The organism is Streptomyces lancefieldiae (genome assembly GCF_031845825.1).
In the GTDB taxonomy this organism is placed as follows: domain Bacteria; phylum Actinomycetota; class Actinomycetes; order Streptomycetales; family Streptomycetaceae; genus Streptomyces; species Streptomyces lancefieldiae.
This window is the reverse complement of the sequence record NZ_JAVRFH010000051.1, coordinates 1-18058: the sequence shown is the minus strand read 5'-3', so window position 1 is coordinate 18058 and position 18058 is coordinate 1. Positions and strand designations below refer to the sequence as shown.

Below are 18058 nucleotides of genomic sequence, written 5' to 3'. Positions count from 1 at the left end.
GGTGCAGCGCATGCGCCTGGCCTACCGCAACCAAGGGCTGTGGGGGCTCGTCGACCACCGCACGACCCGCGGCCCAAGCCCTTCAGGGCGGCAGGACGAGAGGGTGGTCGCTGCGGTCAAGGACGTGCTGCGCCGGCAGCGGGGCCGCTCCAAGGGCACCGTCAGCGCTCGGATGCCTCGGGGCGCGCAGGTCCTTCAGGACCGTCACGGCACCAGCGTGCCCATGCCGGCCCAGGTCGGGGGATCACGGCGGCCATCATCCTGTTGACTTCCTGACCAGGGCGATAACCGCCGCGCGGAAACCGCCGATAGTCAACTACGGATGCTTCAAGGGTGCCCCGTAGCCGGTGGTTTCCCTCGGAGGCTTTGGAAGTAGCCGGCGGCCAGTGGAGCGCCGTCTTCTCTGTTGATAACGCCTCGGAAGGATTGCGAATTAGGGACCCGAGGGAGAGCGAGCGTTTAGAAGGCACGTGCTCTATCCGCTGAGCTACGGGGGCTGACCTGTGTAAACGCAGCCTCCGGGAGCTGTCCCCCAAGTCGCGGGGGACACATGGGGGAATCGCAGATTGCCGGTGACCGGGGGACGCGAGCGCTCCCTGATCGGGCAGTACGTAGGGTCTCACATTATCTTCACGCCCCCGAAGTCTCTCGCGGAAACAATCCCGCACCCCGTCGGCGTTGGCGATCTCCGAGCCGAGGAGGGGAAGGTGTCGGGCCTGAAGCTGTTCCGCACGGACACGACGAATAGCGGCATGACGCAGGTCATGCCGCGTCTTGCTGAGGTCGAGGCCGATGTGCAGAGTCTCGTCGAGGCGCACATGGAGATGCTGCTGGGCGTCCGGTTCCTGGCGAGCGAGTACAGCACTGGGCCCGCCCACGGGGGTCGGATCGACTCGCTCGGGCTGGACGAGAACGGATCGCCGGTCATCGTCGAGTACAAGCGCGGCACGGACGCCGGCGTCATCAACCAGGGCCTGTTCTACCTGGCGTGGCTGATGGACCACCGGGCGGAGTTCGAGCACCTGGTCCGCGACCGGCTCGGGGTGACGGCCGCGTCTCAGGTCCTGTGGAGCGGACCGCGCCTGATCTGCATCGCCGGCGACTTCACCCGCTACGACGTGCATGCCGTGCGCGAGCACCGGAGATCGATCGACCTGGTTCGCTACCGACTCTTCGGCAGGGACCTGCTCGGGCTTGAGACCGTGGCCTCCGTGAGCGGCGGCATTCAGGTGGCCCGCCGAGCACGGCGCCAGGCGGTTGCCCAGGCGGCGGCTGATGTCCAGGGCGCGGCGATTCGCGAGTTGGCGGGTGCGGTCGACGAGGTCCTGCTTGGGCTCGGGGACGGTGTGAACCGGGTGGAGCGCAAGACCTACCGGGCGTATCAGCGGCTCCGGAACTTTGCCTGCTTGTGCCCGCCGCAGCGCAGCAAGCTGCTGGTCTACCTGAAGGTCGACCCGAAGGACGTCGATCTTGTTTTGGGCTTCACCCGGGACGTGTCCGGTCTCGGGCACCACGGCACGGTTGATCTGGAGGTCCAGCTCCGTACGCTCAGGGACGTGGAGCGGGCGCAGGACCTGTTCCGGGCAAGCTACGCGGCGGCCTGATCGCCTGCAGAGCCCGGCCTCGTGACGGGTTGCGGCACCTGTGGTGTCTGCGGTCGTGGCAGGAGCCTCTCTACGTACGGGCAGGGCGTGGCGGTGGTCCAAGTCCGGGTCGTCGATGCCGGAGCCGATGACCTTGGCGGTCGACGCGGACCACATGGCGTCCATGCCCGCGTCTCCCCAGACCTTCTGGCCCTGGCGGTAGGACTGCAGTGAGACGTGAGAGGGTCTGGGGCGTGAGTGAGACACCACCGAACACCCTGCAATACCGCTTTGACGGGCCAGAAGAGGCCCCGGTCCTGATCCTCGGTCCCTCACTGGGTACCACATGGCACAGGTTGTAGAGACCGTCTATGGGCGTCCGCGCCAGTCCATGCTGGGTGCGTTGTAGCAGGTCAAAGCGTCGTGGCCTGGGGGCGTCCGTGTCGTTGGTGACAGACGTGTGATAGGCCGTCGCTCTGCCGGGGAGCATCCTTGGCGGGCTTCTGCGCGGAGCCATGAGATGAAGCCCCACCGGAACGCTCCGGTGGGGCATCGCTGTGAAGTTGACTGTGCGTGCACGGGTGACGCGTTCGGCTCGTCATGCGCTTAGTCTTCCAGCGCTGTTCTCGGGGACGCTGAATTTGCAATCGCGTCCATGGTGGACGATGGGGCCCGCCGGAGGCATGTCCATTCCCTTGTGGTTGGGTGCGAAAGCCATGCCCGGGTGCAGCCGGTGCAGCGCGGCGAGGAGGGCGGCGGTAAGGAGGAGCGAGCCGGGCCTGGACGGTACCCGGCCCCGGTGGTCAGCCGGTGAAGGGCATGGGACCGAAACGGCCCCATGCGACGAAGGCGGCCAGGGCGAGGTAGATCAGGTCGCCGGTGATGGTGGCCTTCTCGCCGCGGCGCAGGCGCATGGTGACCGCGCAGACGAAGAGCAGAACGAGTCCGGTGGCGGCCAGCGGCACCAGCACCGGCGCGATGTCGAGCACTGCGGGCAGAATCAGTGCGATCGCAGCCAGCAGTTCGACGGCGCCGATGGCCTTGAGAGCGCCGGGGCTGAACTCCAGGACCCACTGCGCAGAGGAGCCGACCGCGGCCAGCTTCTGCTGCGGCACGAACATCTTGGAGCTGCCCACCAGACAGACGGCGGCGAGTACTCCAGCGGTGATCCACAGCGCAACGTTCATCGTCAACTCCCTGATCGAGGACTTCCGCACCCGAGACGAGGCAGCGAGTCGGCCTGTGACATGCCCGAACCCGAACGGCGCAGAGACGTGGGTCACACCGTGCCGTGTCACAGGAGCGAGGGCCGCCTCGTCTCGGGGGTGAAGGCATCGACGAACGTGGAGGAGCACACGATGGACGCGCGCCTGAACTACTTTGCCAACCCGGCCGCCGGCAAGGCCCTCAAGCACTTCATGTCGGCCGGTCGGGAGCTGAAGGAATTGCCGCTGCCCGCGACGACGCAGGAGCTGGTGGCGCTGCGCGTGAGCCAGATCAACGGCTGCGCGGTCTGCATCGACATGCACACCAAGGAAGCCGTCGCGGCTGGCGAAAGCTCGGTGCGGCTGAACCTGATCGCGGCTTGGCGGGAGGCAACGGTCTTCACCGAGGCTGAACACGCCGCGCTCGCGTTGGCGGAGCAGGGAACCCGGGTCGCGGACGCGGCCACCGGGGTCAGCGACGAGGTGTGGGCGCGTGCCGCCCAGCACTATGACGAGGAGCAGCTCGCGGCCCTCGTGCTGCTGGTCTCGTTCATGAACGCGGTGAACCGGCTGAACATCATCACCCAGCAGCCGGCCGGCGATTACCAGGTCGGCCAGTTCCACTGAACCGCTACTGCAACCCTGGCCCCGGCAAGGATGCCGGGGCCAGGACGCCATGCCAAGACCATCAATTCGTTCGAGGACACGCGCGTTGACCGTTCCGCCCGCGCATCGGATGATCTATGAACGATGCCTCGTCGGTGAGGGGCCGACCAGGCATTCAGAACGCAAGGGGGAGCCGGCGTGGGCAAGGTCGAGGAGTTCGAGGAGCTGCGGCCGCTGCTGTTCTCGATCGCCTACCGGATCCTGGGCAGCGTGGGCGAGGCTGAGGACTCGGTGCAGGAGACCTGGCTCCGCTACGACGCCTCGACCACCCGGCCGGTGTCGGTCAAGGCGTTCCTGTCGGCCACGGTGACGCGGATCGCTATCGACGTGCTGCGCTCCGCCCGGGTGCGGCGGGAGGAGTACGTCGGTCCGTGGTTGCCCGAGCCGCTCCTGGACGATCCGTACGAGGAGCCGGCACGCGCGGCGGAGCTGTCCGACTCGGTGTCGATGGCGGCGCTGCTGCTCCTGGAGCGGCTCAGCCCGCTGGAGCGGTCGGTGTTCGTGCTGCGGGAGGTCTTCGCCTTCGGCTTCGACGAGATCGCCGCGGCCGTGGGACGCTCGGAGGCGGCGTGCAGACAGCTGCTCGTACGGGCCCGCCGCCACATGAACGAGGGACGACCGCGATTCGAAGCGGACCGCCAGGAGCGGCAGGAGCTGGCGAGGCGGTTCTTCGAGGCACTGGCGCAGGGAGACGTGGACGGACTGCAGAGTCTGCTGTCGGCCGATGTCCAGCTCGTCGGGGACGGCGGTGGCAAGGCCCCGCAGCTGGCCAGGGCCGTCGCCGGCGCCGAGAACGTGGCCCGGCTGCTCGCCACCGTGTACCCGCTGATGGCTCGGGTCGACATCACGTGCGAACCGCGCGAGGTCAACGGCCAGCCGGGCGCGCTCTTCCGCGATCGCGACGGCAAGATCCTCCACGTCCTCGCCCTCGACATGCTCGACGGGCAGATCCAGACCATCCGCTCCGTCATCAACCCCGACAAGCTCGGCCACCTCGGTCCGGTCGCCGACGCCTGGGCCGTTGACCGAGAAGTGAAGCAGACTCGTAAACAGCCCAGGTGACCTCCCAAGTGGCAGGATCTGAATCAGAGCAGTCGCAGGTCAAAGCCACCGGAAGCTTGTCTTACCGCCTGGCCGGGACCAAGGCGCATAAGATCGACGGCGCGAAGCACACCATCACGATGTCACGGAGTAGCTGAGATCCGTCGCGGTGAGCGAGGCGGGCACCAAGCGCAACCACATCGTGCCTCGCTCGCCCGGGTCATCATGCAGGTAGTGCACGAAACGCTCGTCCCACAAAGCCTCGTCCGCACCCAAGTAACGGGCAAGCTTGCGCCGCCCTCTGGGCACGTCAAAAGGCACAAGTTCGGCTTGGCCTCGAGCGATCACCTGTTGGACGCGCCCTGTCGTGAGATCGCACTCGTCCACCGTGAGGGCGACGCTCGGGTCGTCCTTCACGCGGTCGAACAGCCGGGCCCATGGGCCTGTCAAGATCCAGAAAGCACCCTCTTCCCAGAGGAACCAGACAGGACGCACCGTCGGCCCGCTCGTCGCGATACGAGCGGTGAGCGGCTGCTGCAGGAAAGCTTGCACATCAAAACCAGGAGATTCCACGTCCTCAATCCTCTGTTGCTGCCGATCACTCCGCCACCGACTTGCGACCTACGACCAAAGCCTCAGACGCCTCAACCCCCGGAAGAGAAGGCCGAAGTGCCCTCCGGTGGCCCCGACGCGGACCAATCCCCGGGGCCGCTTCAAGCCGCCCAAGAGACACAGCGGCTTCATCGACCGGGGCCGCTGAACGATGTGACGCCAGGGCCACTGGACAACGTCACAGCAACACAAGGGCGCCCAGCCAGCAACGACGTTGGATGAGTCGGTCGAGGTGCACAAGGCCCAGAAGCGGATCCGGCTGCTGGAGCAGGGAAACGAGGTGTTGCGGAGGGCTGCGGCGTATCTGTCGTAGGCGCACCTGCCAGCACAATGATGTACCCGCTAAGGGCCGTCCCGTAGTTGATGACCAGGCGTACCGGGTAGTGGCTTGTATGCGGGGCGCGGTTCACCTGCTGCCCGACTTGATCCACGGCCATTTCACGATGCAGACCACGACAGGGGCGACGAGTAGGGCCAGTAGCCACAGGCCCACGCTCGCTGGAGAGTAGATGTAGTAGTGCCAATGCTCTGGCAAGGGCGACGGCGCGAGTAGGAGCAAGATCAGCGTGGCCCATGTGGCCAGCACGGCGGCTGTCATGCGTACTGCGGTCATCTCTATCGGCTCCCCGAACGATGCTCTTCTTTATGGATTGGACAGGCCGAGCAGGCTGCGGTCCACGGACATCACCGAGCATCCCGCCGCTGAGGTGAACGCACCGGAAGTCATAGTCGCCCCCCGCCAGGAGGCCGGAAGGTGGTGCACATGGGCTGCGGCTGGCGAAGTGAACGCCGGTTACGGAAGTTGATCTCCGTTCGTGTACGCGAGCGGGCCTGACCGGCTCACTGGGCCGGCCCCGTGCGACAGGTGACAATGCCGCGATGGAGGTTTCCTTACTCTCCTGCGCCTCTGGGAGACCTGGCGACACCACCGAGTACGGGCCGGCGCCGGGACCGTGACATTTCCTCAGCTGTGCAGGCTTCAGGGGATGAAGAGGGCAATCAACAGAGCCAGAGGAAAGAAGAGCAGGGGAACCGACATCATCCAGCCCATGCGCTGGGACGTTCTCGAACCGACAAGAACGCAGAAGGGCACCATGATGAGTGCGTAGAGCAAGTAGAGGACAAACACTACGGCTCCGAATCCAGCCCCCATGGTTCCTCCAATTCCAGACGCCGGGACGGCGTCGTTCAGTCTGCTGCTGAGCCTGCTCCCAGGCCCTGGGGATCTCGACGCTGTACGCCCAGTAGTCCGGCACACCCGGCTCGGTACCGCCGATGACACCGATGGCCTCGTCGTTGGGGGCGTCGAAGCGATGCGCGTACACCGTCGCGGTGCTCATCTGCAGCCAGACGCGGGGCGGTCGGGCAGCAGCCGCGATCGCGGCGCCCACAACCCGGGTGGAGTCGACTCGGGAGTCCATCATTTCCCGCAGATTGGCCGCCGTGTACCGGCAACTCACGGAGCGTCCGGCCAGATTGATGACGACATCGCTGCCATCCACCGCGGCAGTCCACGGCCCCGGGGTCCGACCGTCCCACTGAACCTCGCCCTCACGCCTGGGCCGTCTGGTGAGAATCACGACCTCGTGGCCGGCGCCGGCCAGTGCACGCTTCAGGACAGTGCCGACCTGTCCGGTGCCGCCCGGAATCACGATCTTCATCGGCTCCCCTCCTCCGTCTCGGATGAGCTTAGACCAAAGAGTTGAACGCGTTCAAAACTATCGTGCGGTCCACCCTTTCAGTCGGCCCCGCCGCGCGGCCAGGGCGCTGGACGTCAACTGGGAGCGTTGTCCGTCTGATCTCGTAATGCCGAGAGTTGTCAGGGGACGGGTGGCGTTGCGTGTGCGGGGGGATCGAGCACCGCGGACTTCGAGACAGCCGTCAGCTCGCCATGAACAGGTCATACAACGCCCCGGAAGCCTGGCTGGCTGCTGGTCTCAGCTGATCTCCGCACCGTGAAATTCGATGACCTCGGTAGCGGTCATGACAGGAGATCGACGAGTGCTCCCTTTCCCGTTGCCTCGGCTTGCTGGAAGACCAGCCAGCTCAGGGCCAGGTCCTGCCAGGGCAGGCCGACGGGAGCGTAGGCGGTGAGTTCCCGGCTGTGGTTGCGGGCGAGTACATCGCCGCGGATGACCTCTCCGAGGGAGGCGGCAGCTGTCGAGGAGGGCAAGCCGGCGTTGGCGAGGGCGCCGTGCGTTGCGACAAGTGTGGTGTCGTCGACGATCAGCCGGGCGGAGAGAAGTACCTCGGGGGCGAGTTCCTGCTTGCCGGGTTCGTCGGCACCGAGCGTGGTCAGGTGCTGTCCCGGACGCACGTCCTTCAGATGCAGCAGAGGTTCATGCGACCAGGTGGCCAGGACCACCACGTGTGCCGCGGCGGCTACCTCCGCCGGCGTCGACGCCACGGTGCCGCCGTGTCTCTGGGCGAAGGCGGACGCCCGCTGTGCGTCGACGTCGTGGACGACCAGACGGTCCCATGATCTCAGGGTGCGAAGTCCACGGATGGTCAGTTCGGCCTGGGCTCCGGCACCGATCACCCCGACCGTGCAGGCGCCCTCGCCCGTCGGCCGGGCGATCAGATCGGTGGCCAGGGCCGCGGCGAGGCCGGTCCGCCAGGCCGTGATGGTGGCGGAGTCGATCAGGGCCAGCAATTCGCCATCCGTGCCGCTGTGGAGACAGATCACACCCCGCAGGGACGGGACCGCGCCAGGAAACTTCGCGTTGACCTTGACGGTATAGGCGTCCGTCCCCGGAAGCAGTCCGGGCAGCAAGGCTGTCGCAGTACCTGGGAAGGGAAGATCGGTGCGCACCCGCTGGCCTGGCAGAGAACTGTGCACGGACGCGGCAAACCCTTCTCGAAGCACCCTGATGCAGTCCGAGGGATCCAGCAGTTCCAGCAGGTCCGTGCGCGTCAGAATCCGGGTCATGCGCCTCAGAGTTTCACGCAGTTCTCCGGCGGCCAGTAGAGGGGGCGATGCCACGCCTGGTCACAGACGCCCTCGAGCAGCATGCGCAACCAGCTTTTCACGGGGATGTCGGTAGAGAATGGGCATGATCGGACGCCGTTGGGGTGCCAGCGACAGCGAAACCCTGCTGTCGCTGCCCATGCGAAGCCTTCGTCACCTCGCCCGGGCTGCAGGCATGGAGGGGCGTGAGAGTCGAGGCGCCTGCCGAAGCGGTGTGGCCATGGATCGCACAATTCAGGCTTGCGCCGTACTCGTACGACTGGATCGATAGCCTTGACCGACGCTCGCCTCGCCAACTGCTAGACCTTCCCGAGCCTCGAGCAGGGCAAAGCCCACTGCCACTGGCGGGCGCAAGCTTGTCGGATCGTCTCGGTCGAACCGGGCAAGCAACTGACGGACGCCATTATGGGTGCCTTTTTGTCTTACGTCCTTGTGTGCCTGACTCACGACACGACGCGTCTGCTGCTCAATATCGTCATGCAAACCAGCCGCCGGGTGGCCATTGACCTGACGGTTGGCGATGCGGTCATGGCTCGACATCGGACAACAGCTCACGGGATGCAATACCGAACGAAAACGACTTCTCGCATCGAATTCATTCGTACCGCAGGCGCAGTGACTCCTGTTCGGCCTCCTCGACCTGGTCCAGGGTCAGGCCGGGCAGGTTCAGCTGGGCCAGGGTCACCTCGGCGCTGCTCGGCTGGGCGTCGGCAGGGAGCCACTGCTCCGGTCGCCAGGCGTTGGCGCGCATCAGTGACTTCGGGCAGTGCGGGTAGACCTGCTCGATGTGCACGACCAGCGCGGTGACCGGTGGTTTCCCTACGGGTGTGAGTTGGGCCAGCAGTTCCGGGCGTGCCGAAACACAGGCGCGGCCATTGACCCGCAGCGTGGTAGGGCGACCGGGGATGAGGAAGAGCAGCCCAACGCGTCCGGTCTGCAGCACGTTGTGCATCGTGTCGAGCCGCTTGTTACCGGTCGCGTCGGGGATCACCAGGGTCTGCTCGTCCAGCACCGAGACGAACCCGGCGGCACCGCCACGCGGCGTCACGTCCGCCCGGCCCTCGCGGTCCGCACTGCCGATGAACACCAGTGAGGAACAGCCGATCAGCGCCCGGGCCTCCTCGGTGAGGCGGTCGGTCTCCTTGCGTAGCGAGTTCGGGTTCGGCTGCGGATAGAGCTCACGCAGCTGGTCCGGGCTGGTGACGGCATCCGCCCGCAAGGAATCGAACAGCAAGCCGACGGCATCGGTGTCGATCATCATAGGGACGACCCTAGAAGACGACCCGGTGTACCGGGGGCGGAAACCGGAACGTGCCCCTGCTCGGAGAGCCTCCGACTCAGGCCATGGGGATGACGCGTCCGGGATCTTCGATGGCCCGGGCGACGAGGTCGTGGATCATGAACTGCCCGGGGCCGCAGTTCTCCTTGAGGCGGGCGAGGTTGTCGGGGCCGAACCAGTCGTAGGCGGAATGCTTGGACCATTCCAGCACGGGGTGGTCCAGGTCACCGTCGACCTCGACCAGGTAGTCGGCCTCGTGACGCAGACCACCGCCGTCGTCCCCCGTCCAGGTCGTGGTACCAAGGAACCGCCGCACGTGGGTCAAGTGCCAGCCGGTCTCCTCCTCGACCTCACGTGCGAGAGCCTCCAGAAGCGTTTCCCGCTCCTCGACATGGCCGCCCACGATGTCCCAGGTGCCGGGAAACAGGCGACGCTCCCAGCTTCGCTTCTGGGCAAAGGCACGCCCCTCCCTGTTGAGGATGACGGCGCCAACGGTCCAGACCTCGCCCGCACCAGGGCTGGGCACCTCGACATCATCGTTGACGGTGAACGACCGCTTGTGAGTGGGCATGACCGATAGCGTAGACCTGGCTCTCGCCCGGCTTGCCGGAGTCATCGTGGCCGGCGGCCGTGGCATCCGTCGGCTACGGGGCTGGCCGCGCCGCAGACCGCACCGCCGCGATGCACCGCACCAATCGATCCACGAATCAGGGACGACACCATGAGATGGGACAACCACCGCGTCGTCATCACAGCAGCCGGCCGGGACTTCGGACGGACCCTGGCCATCCGCCTCGCGGACCTCGGTGCCGAGGTCTTCCTCTCGGCACGCCACCTCGCCGCCGCCGAGCGAGTCCGCGACGAGCTCCGCGACCGCGGCCACCAGCGGGTGCACGCCTTCGCCTGCGACCTGACGGAGCCCGCCTCGATCCGCGACTTCGCTTCCGGCGTCGCGGACCACACCGACCGCGTCGACGTCCTCATCAACAACGGCTCCCGCTACCTGACGGGGCCGGACCTGCTGTCCGCGACCGACGCCGACGTCGTCGACACCATCGCCTCCGGCGCCACGGGCACCGTCCTGGCAACGAAGAGCTTCCTCCCCCTCCTGCTCAACTCGGACGAGCCGGATGTCGTGACGATGGTCTCCGCATGCGGAACACCGGGCCACCACCGCTCGGACGCGCACGACGCCTTCTACGCGGCCAAGAGCGCCCAGGCGGGGTTCACCCGAGATCCTCTCCAGGCGCCTGCGTCCTCAGGGAGTCCGGGTGATCTCGCTCTACCCGCCCGACTTCGACAACGCTGATCCGCTCTCTGAGGAGTGGGAGACCACCCAGCGGGCGGCCGAGGACGCCCTCACCGCGCAGTCGCTCGTGGAGTGCATCCTCTTTGCCGTCGCCCAGCCCCGTGACTGCTTCATCAAGGCGTTTCATTTCGAACAGGTCTGACCCACGCACTGGCACGTCACAGTACGACGGCCGGGGCCATGCCGCTCGGACGGCCGTCGCCGACTGGGCTGTGGACATTCAGGCAGATCGAGTTGCCGATTACTCGGGAGACTGGGCAGTCCCTCATCCGGCAGGCGGAGCCGTGATCAGGTCCATGCTCGGGTAACTGCCGGTGACGAAGCCCGCGGCTTCGTACACCGGCCTTCCGGCCATGCTGGCGTGCAGTTGGACGTAGTGGATGCCCGCCGTGCGGAGGTGGCCGACCAGTGCGTCCACGATGCGGCGTGCGTGGCCTTGGCCGCGGGCGGGGACGTCGGTCACGATCCCGTCGAGGTAGCCGCGGCGTCCGTCGGGCCAGCGCGCACTGGGCAGATGGTAGGTGATCCAGGCCATGCCGCAGGCGAGGAGCGGTTCACCGGGTTCGCCCCCGACGACCAGGCAGACGCAGTCGTCGCGGTGGTTGATGCGCTCCTCGAACCAGCCGTGGGCGATGCGCCGCCACGGCGTGTCGGCCGGCCCGGGATCCATGCCCAGGCCCTCCAGCGCGACTGCGCGCAGCCGGATCAGTTCCGGTATGTCGGCCGTGAGGGCCTCGCGAGGTTCCATGTCCTGACTCCTCCTGTTCCAGCTTGCTTCAGCGATCGATCTTGAGCAGGACACGGCCGAAGGGCCGATCCTCGATCAGATGGCGTTGCGCCTCGGCCGCCTGTTCCAGCGGCAATACACGAGCGACAACGGGGTTGATGCGGCCCGCGGCCAGCCACTTCAGCAGGGTTACTCTGGCAGCCCGTGCGACGTCGGGCGGGGTCGTCGTGAACGTGTAGCCACGGGCGGTGGCGTTTTTCCATATCAAGTCGGTGATGTTCACCGTTCCTTCGATGCCGCCGGCGTATCCGACACCGACGTAGACACCTCCGTGTGCGAGGGAGGCGATGCAGTCACCGAGCAGCGGACCGGCGACGCCGTCGACCACGACGTCTACGCCCCTGCCGCCGGTGATGCGTGCGACACCGCCGGCCAGGGGTTCGCGGGACAGGTCGATCACGTGCCGGTGACCGGCGGCGCGAGCCTGTTCCGCCTTGTCGGTGCGGCTAGCGGTGGTCAGGACCAGGGACGCGCCTAGCTCGCGGGCCACCTCCACGGCGCCCATGCCGACAGAGCCGCCGATGCCCGGTGCCAGGACGGTGCAGCCGGCCTTCAGCCCGGCCACCCGGGTCAGCACAAGGTAGGCGGTGCTGTATCCGGCACCAGCGAACAGGGCACAGGCGGCCTCGTCGCCCACTCCGTCGGGAATCGGTATCAGCTGGGGGGCCGCCGCGGTCAGTTGCTCGCGCCAGGTGCCGTCCGTGCGCCAGCCGAGACCGCCGCCGCCGACCACCACGCGCGTGCCCTCCGGCAGGCCGGTCGCTCCAGGGTCTGTGACCCGACCCACTGCGCCGCCGCCGGGTATGAGGGGCGGCGCCCGATGCAGGGAGGCATCCATCCGGCCCGCCCTGATCGTGTCGTCGGCCGGGCTCACTTCGGCGTAGGAGAGCCTGATCGACGCCCGGCCGCCGGTGGCCTGTTCGGCGGGGCGCTCCACGAGTTGCAGTTCCTCGTAGCCGCCGTGGCGCCGGTACTCGATCGCCAGCATGGCGTTTCACCTCCGTAGGTGAGATGGCAGGACCACCCGGGTCCGCCGGAGGTCCGCGTCGATGAAACAAGTTCAGTTACAACTAAGGGTGAGCGCGAAACCGGCCGCGCCGGGGCGCAGGTTCAGTCGGAGCGGGTGGCCAGGGTGTCCCGCAGGACGTCCGCGATCGTGACCTTCGCGAGCTCCCGGCGAACGGCCTCCTCCGCGTCGGCGTAGACGTCGCGCAGCGCGGGCCGAATGCCACGGCCGATGGGGCACGCCTGGTTCGGTTCGCCGCGATGCAGGGCGAAGAGAGGCTCGTCGTGCACCGCGCGGAAGACGTCGAGCATGGTGATGGACTCCCCGGCGCGAGCCAGCGTCCAGCCGGCCCCCGCGCCGTGCCGGACCGTCACCAGCCCCGCCTCCCGCAGATCCGCGAGGCTGCGCCGGATCACGACCGGGTTCGTGGCCACGCTCGTGGCGATCTGGTCCGAGGTGACCACGTCGCGCCCGCGATCGTGTACCAGGGCCATCCAGGTCAGCGCATGGACGGCGACGGTCATCCTGCTGTTGGCGCTCACATCCTCCACCCCCTTGCTGTAACAGTAACTCTTACAGCAAGGGGAGGCGGTGGAAAGCGGCCACCGCGCGCTGTCGCACACGGTCAGGACGGACGCGAGCGACGCGGATCCCCTGTGAACGCGGCCTTCGCCATGTCCCGCCCGAGCGCGACTTGACCCTCCCCCTACGTCAGGCTTGAGGCTGTGTGCCGACGAAAGGGCGGGTGGATGAGCTATTCCGTGGGGCAGGTCTCGGCGTTCGCCGGTGTGACGGTGCGTACGCTGCATCACTACGACAAGGCGGGACTGCTCTCGCCCAGTGACCGCAGCCACGCCGGGTACCGGCTCTACAGCGAGGCCGACCTGGTCCGTCTCCAGCAGATCCTCTTCTATCGCGAGCTCGGCTTCCCCCTCGACGAGATCGCCGCGATCTTCAAGGATCCGCACGCGAACCCCCTGGAGCGGCTCCGGGCCCGGCAGCGGCAGCTGCACGAGGAGATCGCCAGGCTGCAGCGGCTGGCCGAGGTGGCGGAACGGGCCATCGAGGTCCAGAAGACCGGTGTGCCCCTGACGCCCGAGGAACGCTTCGAGGTGTTCGGTGAGGTCGCCTTCGACCTGAGTTACGCCACCGAGGCGGAGCTGAAGTGGGCGCACTCGGACGGACAGCGCGAGGCGATGGCGCGCGCGGACGCCCACACCAAGGAGGACTGGCGCCGGCTCATGGGCGAAGCCGCCGCCTGGCGCGCGGAGCTGCTCGCCGCCTTCGACGAAGGGGAACCGAGCTGCGGCGAGCAGGCCATGGACCTCGCCGAGGAACACCGCTTGCACATCGCACGCTGGTTCACCTCCTGCCCGCCCGACATGCACCGGCGCATCGCGGACGACTTCGTCGCCGACCCGCGTGCCTTCGCCCTGGTCGTACCGCCCTCCCAGCAACGCCCGGGCCTGGCCGCCTACACGCGCAACGCGGTCCACGCCAACGCGGACCGCCACACGGGCCCCCGCGCCGATTCCGAGGAGCAACGATGAGGATCCTGATCGCCGCGGCCGGATCGCGCGGCGACGTCGCGCCCTACACCGGCCTGGGCGCCGCACTGAGCCGGGCCGGATACGACGTCGCCCTCGCCACCACAGACACCTTCGCACCCCTCGCACACGAGGCAGGGCTGGAATTCCGCAGCCTGCCCGCCGACACGCGCGGGCAGGGCGGCGTCACGGGCCAACGCGACCTGATGCGGGCCGCCGCTGCGTTCATCACCGAACTCGGCCAGGGCTTCGCCGACGCGGTGGACAAAGGCACGGACCTGCTCCTGCTGTCGACCACCACGGCCCCCCTCGGCTGGCACCTCACCGAGGCCACGGGCATACCGAGCCTCGGCGTGTACCTCCAGCCCACCGCACCGACCGGCGACTTCCCACCCGTGGTGACCGGCACCCGCTCACTGGGCCGCCTCGCCAACCGGGCCACCGGACGCTTCGCACTGAGGATGGCCGACCGCGTCTACACACAGGCCGTCGCACAGCTGCGCCACCGCCTCGCTCTCCCTCCGGCCTCCCCTTCCGAGGTGCGCCGACGGCAGGAACAGGCGAACTGGCCGATCCTGCACGGCTTCAGCACGGCCCTGGTGCCCCGTCCCTCCGACTGGCGCCCCGGCCTGGACGTCGTGGGCAACTGGTGGCCCCACCACGATCCGGCCGACCGGCTGCCCTCCGAACTCGAGGACTTCCTGTCCGCCGGACCCCGGCCCGTCCTCGTCGGCTTCGGCAGCATGGCCTCCGGCGACGGGGAGCGGCTGAGCGAGATCGCCGTGCAAGCCTTGCGCCGCGCCGGACTGCGAGGGATCCTCCAGGCCGGCAGCGCCCAACTCGCCGCCGACGGGGACGACGTACTCACCATCGGGGACGTACCGCACGCCCTGCTGTTCCCACGGCTGGCCGCGGTCGTCCACCACGCCGGCGCCGGCACCTCCGCCGCCGCGCTACGCGCCGGAGTGCCTGCCGTCACCGTCCCGGTGACCGCGGACCAGCCGTTCTGGGCCGGGCGACTCGCCGCCCTCGGCGCCGCCACCGACCCCATCCCCTTCCGGTCCCTCACCCCCGAACGGCTCGCCGACTCCCTTCACCAAGTGGTGAAGCAGCAGACACACAGTCGAGCCGCAGCACAAGCGGCACAACACATGGCGACCGAAAACGGAGCACGGAAGACACTCAAGGCCATCCAGCAACTGACCGACGGATGACGCCAATCGGTCCCTCGCGCTCGTCCGGCGTCCAGAAGGAGCCTGGGCCCCCGTGGGCCGCGTCCGCTCAGACGGGCACGCCTGTGAAGTGATCTGACTCACCCCCTGTCACAGGGACCGGTGGGGCGGTGTCTCGTGGTCGAACCGCTCGAACCCGCTCGAAACGAGGGAGACATCATGGCTGAGCATTCCGATGTGGTGGTGATCGGCGGCGGTTACGCCGGCGTCATGGCGGCCAATCGCCTGACGCAGCGCGGCGATGTGACCGTGACGTTGATCAACCCGCGCCCGGTCTTCGTCCACCGGGTCCGTCTTCACCAGTTGGTGGGCGGGACAGACTCCGCCGTAGTCGACTATCGGGAGGTCCTGGCGGAGGGCGTTCGGCTGGTGGTCGACAGCGTGACGCGGATCGACGCGGCGGGCCGCGGTGTGGAGCTGGCGAGCGGGGGCGCGGTCGGCTACGACTACCTGGTCTACGCGGTGGGCAGTGGCAGTGCCGACCCGCGGGCGCCCGGGGCGGCCGAGTTCGCCTACCCGATCGCCGCCCTGGAGGAGGTGCAGCGGCTGGTGCCAGTCCTCGATGCCGCGCCCGCATCGGCCGCGGTGACGGTGGTCGGAGCCGGTCCGACGGGCATAGACATCGCCGCCGAGCTCGCGGAACAGGGCCGCGGCGTGACCCTGGTCTGCGGTGGGGTGCTCGGCCCGTACCTGCACCGGCGGGGGCGACGTTCGGTGGCCGGCCGGCTGGCGGCGCTCGGAGTGACGGTCGTGGAAGGCCCCGACGCGTTGGTGACGGCGGTGACGCGTGACGCGGTGCGGCTCGCCGACGGCCGGGAACTGCCGAGCGCGGTGACCGTCTGGACCGCCGGATTCGGCGTGCCCGACCTGGCCGCGCGCAGTGGGCTGAGCATCGATGCCCTGGGCCGGCTGCTCACGGACGAGACGCTCACGAGCGTGGACGACGAGCGCATCGTCGCGGCTGGGGACTCGGCGGCGCCGTCGGGCCTGCCGCTGGGTGCGCGGGCGGCCGACACGGTGCTCAGCCGGTTGGCCGGGGAGCAGCCCGAGACCCTCAACCAATCGTTCGGCGCGCAGTGCATCAGCATGGGCCGGGGCACCGGCATCTTCCAGTTCGGCAACAGGTCCGACGTCGCAATGTGGTTCCACATCGGCGGTCGCCTCGGCGCGAAGATGAAGGAGACGGTGTGCAAGGGCATCCTGAAGCACCTGGCCGATGAGGCGCACAAGCCCGGTGGATACAGCCTGCACCGCATGAAGGGAGGCGCCGGGCGCAAGAAGGCGCTGGAGGCCATGCGCGCCGAGGCACCGGTCGTCGTCGAACGGGTTTCCTAGGTCCCGGCCGGCCGAGGGGGAAACGATCAAGACATGAGTGATGACCACGCCATTGACCGGGCGACCGCGACATTCGTCGCCCACCGCAACCTGCTCTTCACCGTGGCGTACGAGATGCTCGGCTCGGGGGCCGACGCCGAGGACGTCCTGCAGGAGACGTGGCTGCGGTGGGCCGAGGTCGACCTGGAGCAGGTGCGCGACCAGCGCGCCTACCTGGTCCGGATGACGACCCGGCAGGCGCTCAACCGGCTGCGTACGATGTCGCGGCGCAAGGAGTCGTACGTGGGCCCGTGGCTGCCGGAGCCACTGCTGACCACGCCGGACGCGGCCCAGGACGTCGAACTCGCCGAGAGCGTGTCGATGGCGGTGATGCTCGTCCTGGAGACGTTGTCACCGACCGAGCGGGCCGTCTTCGTGCTCCGCGAAGTCTTCGACGTCGGCTACGACGAGATCGCGGCGGCGGTCGACAAGACCCCGGCAGCCGTCCGCCAGATCGCGCACCGGGCCCGCCGGCACGTGGACGCCCGGCGCCCGCGCGAGGTGGTCTCCCAGAACGAGGCGCGGGCGGCCCTGCAGTCGTTCCAGCGAGCACTGGAGAGCGGGAACCTGCAGGGCCTGCTCGACGTGCTCGCGCCCGAAGTGGGGTACATGAGCGACGGCGGTGGTGTGAAGCACGCTGCGCTGCGGCCGGTCGTCGGCGTCGGCAAGGTGGCCCGCCTCTTGGCCGGCGGCCTCGACAAGAACTCGTTCCCGATCGCCTTCGGCCCCACCGTGGTCAACGGCAGCCCCGCGCTGGTCGTCCACCTGGACGGTGAGCTGGACGGCATCATGGCGGCCCGCGTAGAGGCCGGCCGCATCACCGGCCTGTACTTCGTCCGCAACCCTGAGAAGCTGTCCCGCATCGCAACCCAGACCCCCGCTCACCCTGCGGTGAACGTCCAGTGGCGGAGCAGATTGCCCTCATGTTTCACCACACCGCCTGATGGAACACGCAATGCTTGCCTTGCCGCATGGCTTTGCGCTCCTGGACATGCCCCCGGAGCGCAAAGCCTGGTTCATCTGCTCGGCCGGCGGCATCGACCCCGGTATGGGCACACCTGTGAGAGCGGTCGAAGCCGATATCCGGCGATGACACCTCAGCCCGAGAGCGTGCACTACATCGGCGATGGCCCCGCACAGACGGGTGCCATCGTCGCGGCTGCCGTCGACCAGGACGACGAAGTCGTCCGTGTCGAGGACGATGCGCCAGTTCGCGCGGCCCTGGTGACGATGGTGTGCCCGCCCGCCTCTGATGAAGGTCTCCTCGCGGCGGACGATCTGCTGGGACCCTGTGAGGCCCGACCCGAGCGCGCCGCGGAGGACTACTGAGGTTTTCACGGCGAGGTCGGTGGGGTGAGAGCCAGACCTGTGGCGGTCAGGCAGCCGTCGACCAGGTGGGGGCGGAGCTGGATCCTGCGTAACTCGCGGCGAAGGGTGCGGTCGAGGTCT

General features: G+C 68.2%; 16 protein-coding genes and 5 pseudogenes. 8 read left to right on the top strand and 13 right to left on the bottom strand.

The annotated features are described in order from the left end of the window. Positions 1-707 precede the first annotated feature (707 nt). Positions 708-1604, top strand: coding sequence for a DUF5655 domain-containing protein (locus RM812_RS33245; RefSeq protein ID WP_311581271.1), 897 nt, complete (start codon positions 708-710; stop codon positions 1602-1604). A 102-nt stretch (positions 1605-1706) separates the two neighbouring features. On the opposite strand, the pseudogene RM812_RS33240 reads toward RM812_RS33245, so the two are convergent. Beyond that, positions 1707-1814: pseudogene (locus RM812_RS33240) on the bottom strand (TraM recognition domain-containing protein); the annotation flags it as partial. A 572-nt stretch (positions 1815-2386) separates the two neighbouring features. Beyond that, complete coding sequence (locus RM812_RS33230) at positions 2387-2770, bottom strand: DoxX family protein (protein WP_311581183.1); 384 nt, start codon at positions 2768-2770, stop codon at positions 2387-2389. A 171-nt stretch (positions 2771-2941) separates the two neighbouring features. Here RM812_RS33230 and RM812_RS33225 point away from each other — a divergent pair, with 171 nt between their 5' ends. Together RM812_RS33225 and RM812_RS33220 are read left to right on the top strand one after the other, a co-directional pair. Further along, a complete protein-coding gene (locus RM812_RS33225; protein WP_311581180.1) occupies positions 2942-3415 on the top strand; it encodes a carboxymuconolactone decarboxylase family protein in 474 nt (157 codons plus the stop codon). 177 nt (positions 3416-3592) lie between these two features. Continuing rightward, positions 3593-4516, top strand: coding sequence for an RNA polymerase sigma-70 factor (locus RM812_RS33220; RefSeq protein WP_311581177.1), 924 nt, complete (start codon positions 3593-3595; stop codon positions 4514-4516). Between the two features lie 114 nt (positions 4517-4630). Here RM812_RS33220 and RM812_RS33215 read toward each other — a convergent pair whose 3' ends face one another. From RM812_RS33215 to RM812_RS33185, 7 genes and pseudogenes are all read right to left on the bottom strand, one after another. Then, entirely contained in the window at positions 4631-5068 is a 438-nt protein-coding gene (locus RM812_RS33215) for a pyridoxamine 5'-phosphate oxidase family protein (protein WP_311581174.1), read from the bottom strand. A 445-nt stretch (positions 5069-5513) separates the two neighbouring features. Further along, positions 5514-5720: a hypothetical protein gene (locus tag RM812_RS33210; protein WP_311581171.1), complete on the bottom strand. Its 207-nt coding sequence runs from the start codon at positions 5718-5720 to the stop codon at positions 5514-5516. Between the two features lie 580 nt (positions 5721-6300). Then, positions 6301-6768 (bottom strand): annotated as a pseudogene (locus RM812_RS33205) (NAD-dependent epimerase/dehydratase family protein); the annotation flags it as partial. 320 nt (positions 6769-7088) lie between these two features. After that, positions 7089-8036, bottom strand: a complete 948-nt coding sequence (locus tag RM812_RS33200; protein WP_311581168.1) for an ornithine cyclodeaminase family protein — start codon at positions 8034-8036, stop codon at positions 7089-7091. A gap of 273 nt (positions 8037-8309) precedes the next feature. Further along, positions 8310-8615 carry a phage tail protein gene (locus tag RM812_RS33195; protein ID WP_311581165.1) on the bottom strand — a complete coding sequence of 102 codons (306 nt, stop codon included), beginning with the start codon at positions 8613-8615 and terminating at the stop codon, positions 8310-8312. Positions 8616-8670: 55 nt separating this feature from the next. Beyond that, positions 8671-9336: an MSMEG_1061 family FMN-dependent PPOX-type flavoprotein gene (locus RM812_RS33190; protein WP_311581162.1), complete on the bottom strand. Its 666-nt coding sequence runs from the start codon at positions 9334-9336 to the stop codon at positions 8671-8673. 76 nt (positions 9337-9412) lie between these two features. Then, entirely contained in the window at positions 9413-9925 is a 513-nt protein-coding gene (locus RM812_RS33185) for an NUDIX hydrolase (protein WP_311581159.1), read from the bottom strand. 150 nt (positions 9926-10075) lie between these two features. Here RM812_RS33185 and RM812_RS33180 point away from each other — a divergent pair. Then, a pseudogene (locus tag RM812_RS33180) lies at positions 10076-10805 on the top strand (SDR family oxidoreductase). Between the two features lie 123 nt (positions 10806-10928). On the opposite strand, the gene RM812_RS33175 reads toward RM812_RS33180, so the two are convergent. The 3 genes from RM812_RS33175 to RM812_RS33165 all read right to left on the bottom strand — a co-directional run bounded on the left by RM812_RS33175 (position 10929) and on the right by RM812_RS33165 (position 12998). Beyond that, a complete protein-coding gene (locus RM812_RS33175) occupies positions 10929-11411 on the bottom strand; it encodes a GNAT family N-acetyltransferase (protein WP_164420010.1) in 483 nt (160 codons plus the stop codon). 28 nt (positions 11412-11439) lie between these two features. Beyond that, entirely contained in the window at positions 11440-12438 is a 999-nt protein-coding gene (locus RM812_RS33170) for a quinone oxidoreductase family protein (protein WP_311581151.1), read from the bottom strand. Between the two features lie 122 nt (positions 12439-12560). Next, on the bottom strand, positions 12561-12998 hold the full coding sequence (locus tag RM812_RS33165; RefSeq protein ID WP_311581147.1) for an Rrf2 family transcriptional regulator: 438 nt from the start codon (positions 12996-12998) through the stop codon (positions 12561-12563). A gap of 207 nt (positions 12999-13205) precedes the next feature. On the opposite strand from RM812_RS33165, the gene RM812_RS33160 reads away from it, so the two are divergent. From RM812_RS33160 to RM812_RS33145, 4 genes and pseudogenes are all read left to right on the top strand, one after another. Continuing rightward, a complete protein-coding gene (locus RM812_RS33160; protein WP_311581144.1) occupies positions 13206-14006 on the top strand; it encodes a MerR family transcriptional regulator in 801 nt (266 codons plus the stop codon). Continuing rightward, positions 14003-15217, top strand: a complete 1215-nt coding sequence (locus RM812_RS33155; RefSeq protein WP_311581141.1) for a glycosyltransferase — start codon at positions 14003-14005, stop codon at positions 15215-15217. Before RM812_RS33160 ends, RM812_RS33155 begins: the two co-directional genes overlap by 4 nt. 177 nt (positions 15218-15394) lie before the next feature. Next, the gene (locus tag RM812_RS33150; RefSeq protein WP_311581268.1) at positions 15395-16570 is read left to right on the top strand and encodes an NAD(P)/FAD-dependent oxidoreductase; all 1176 of its coding nucleotides are present in this window, start codon (positions 15395-15397) and stop codon (positions 16568-16570) included. Positions 16571-16603: 33 nt separating this feature from the next. Further along, positions 16604-17488: pseudogene (locus RM812_RS33145) on the top strand (RNA polymerase sigma-70 factor); the annotation flags it as partial. Between the two features lie 455 nt (positions 17489-17943). On the opposite strand, the pseudogene RM812_RS43380 reads toward RM812_RS33145, so the two are convergent. Continuing rightward, a pseudogene (locus tag RM812_RS43380) lies at positions 17944-18058 on the bottom strand (IS630 family transposase); the annotation flags it as partial.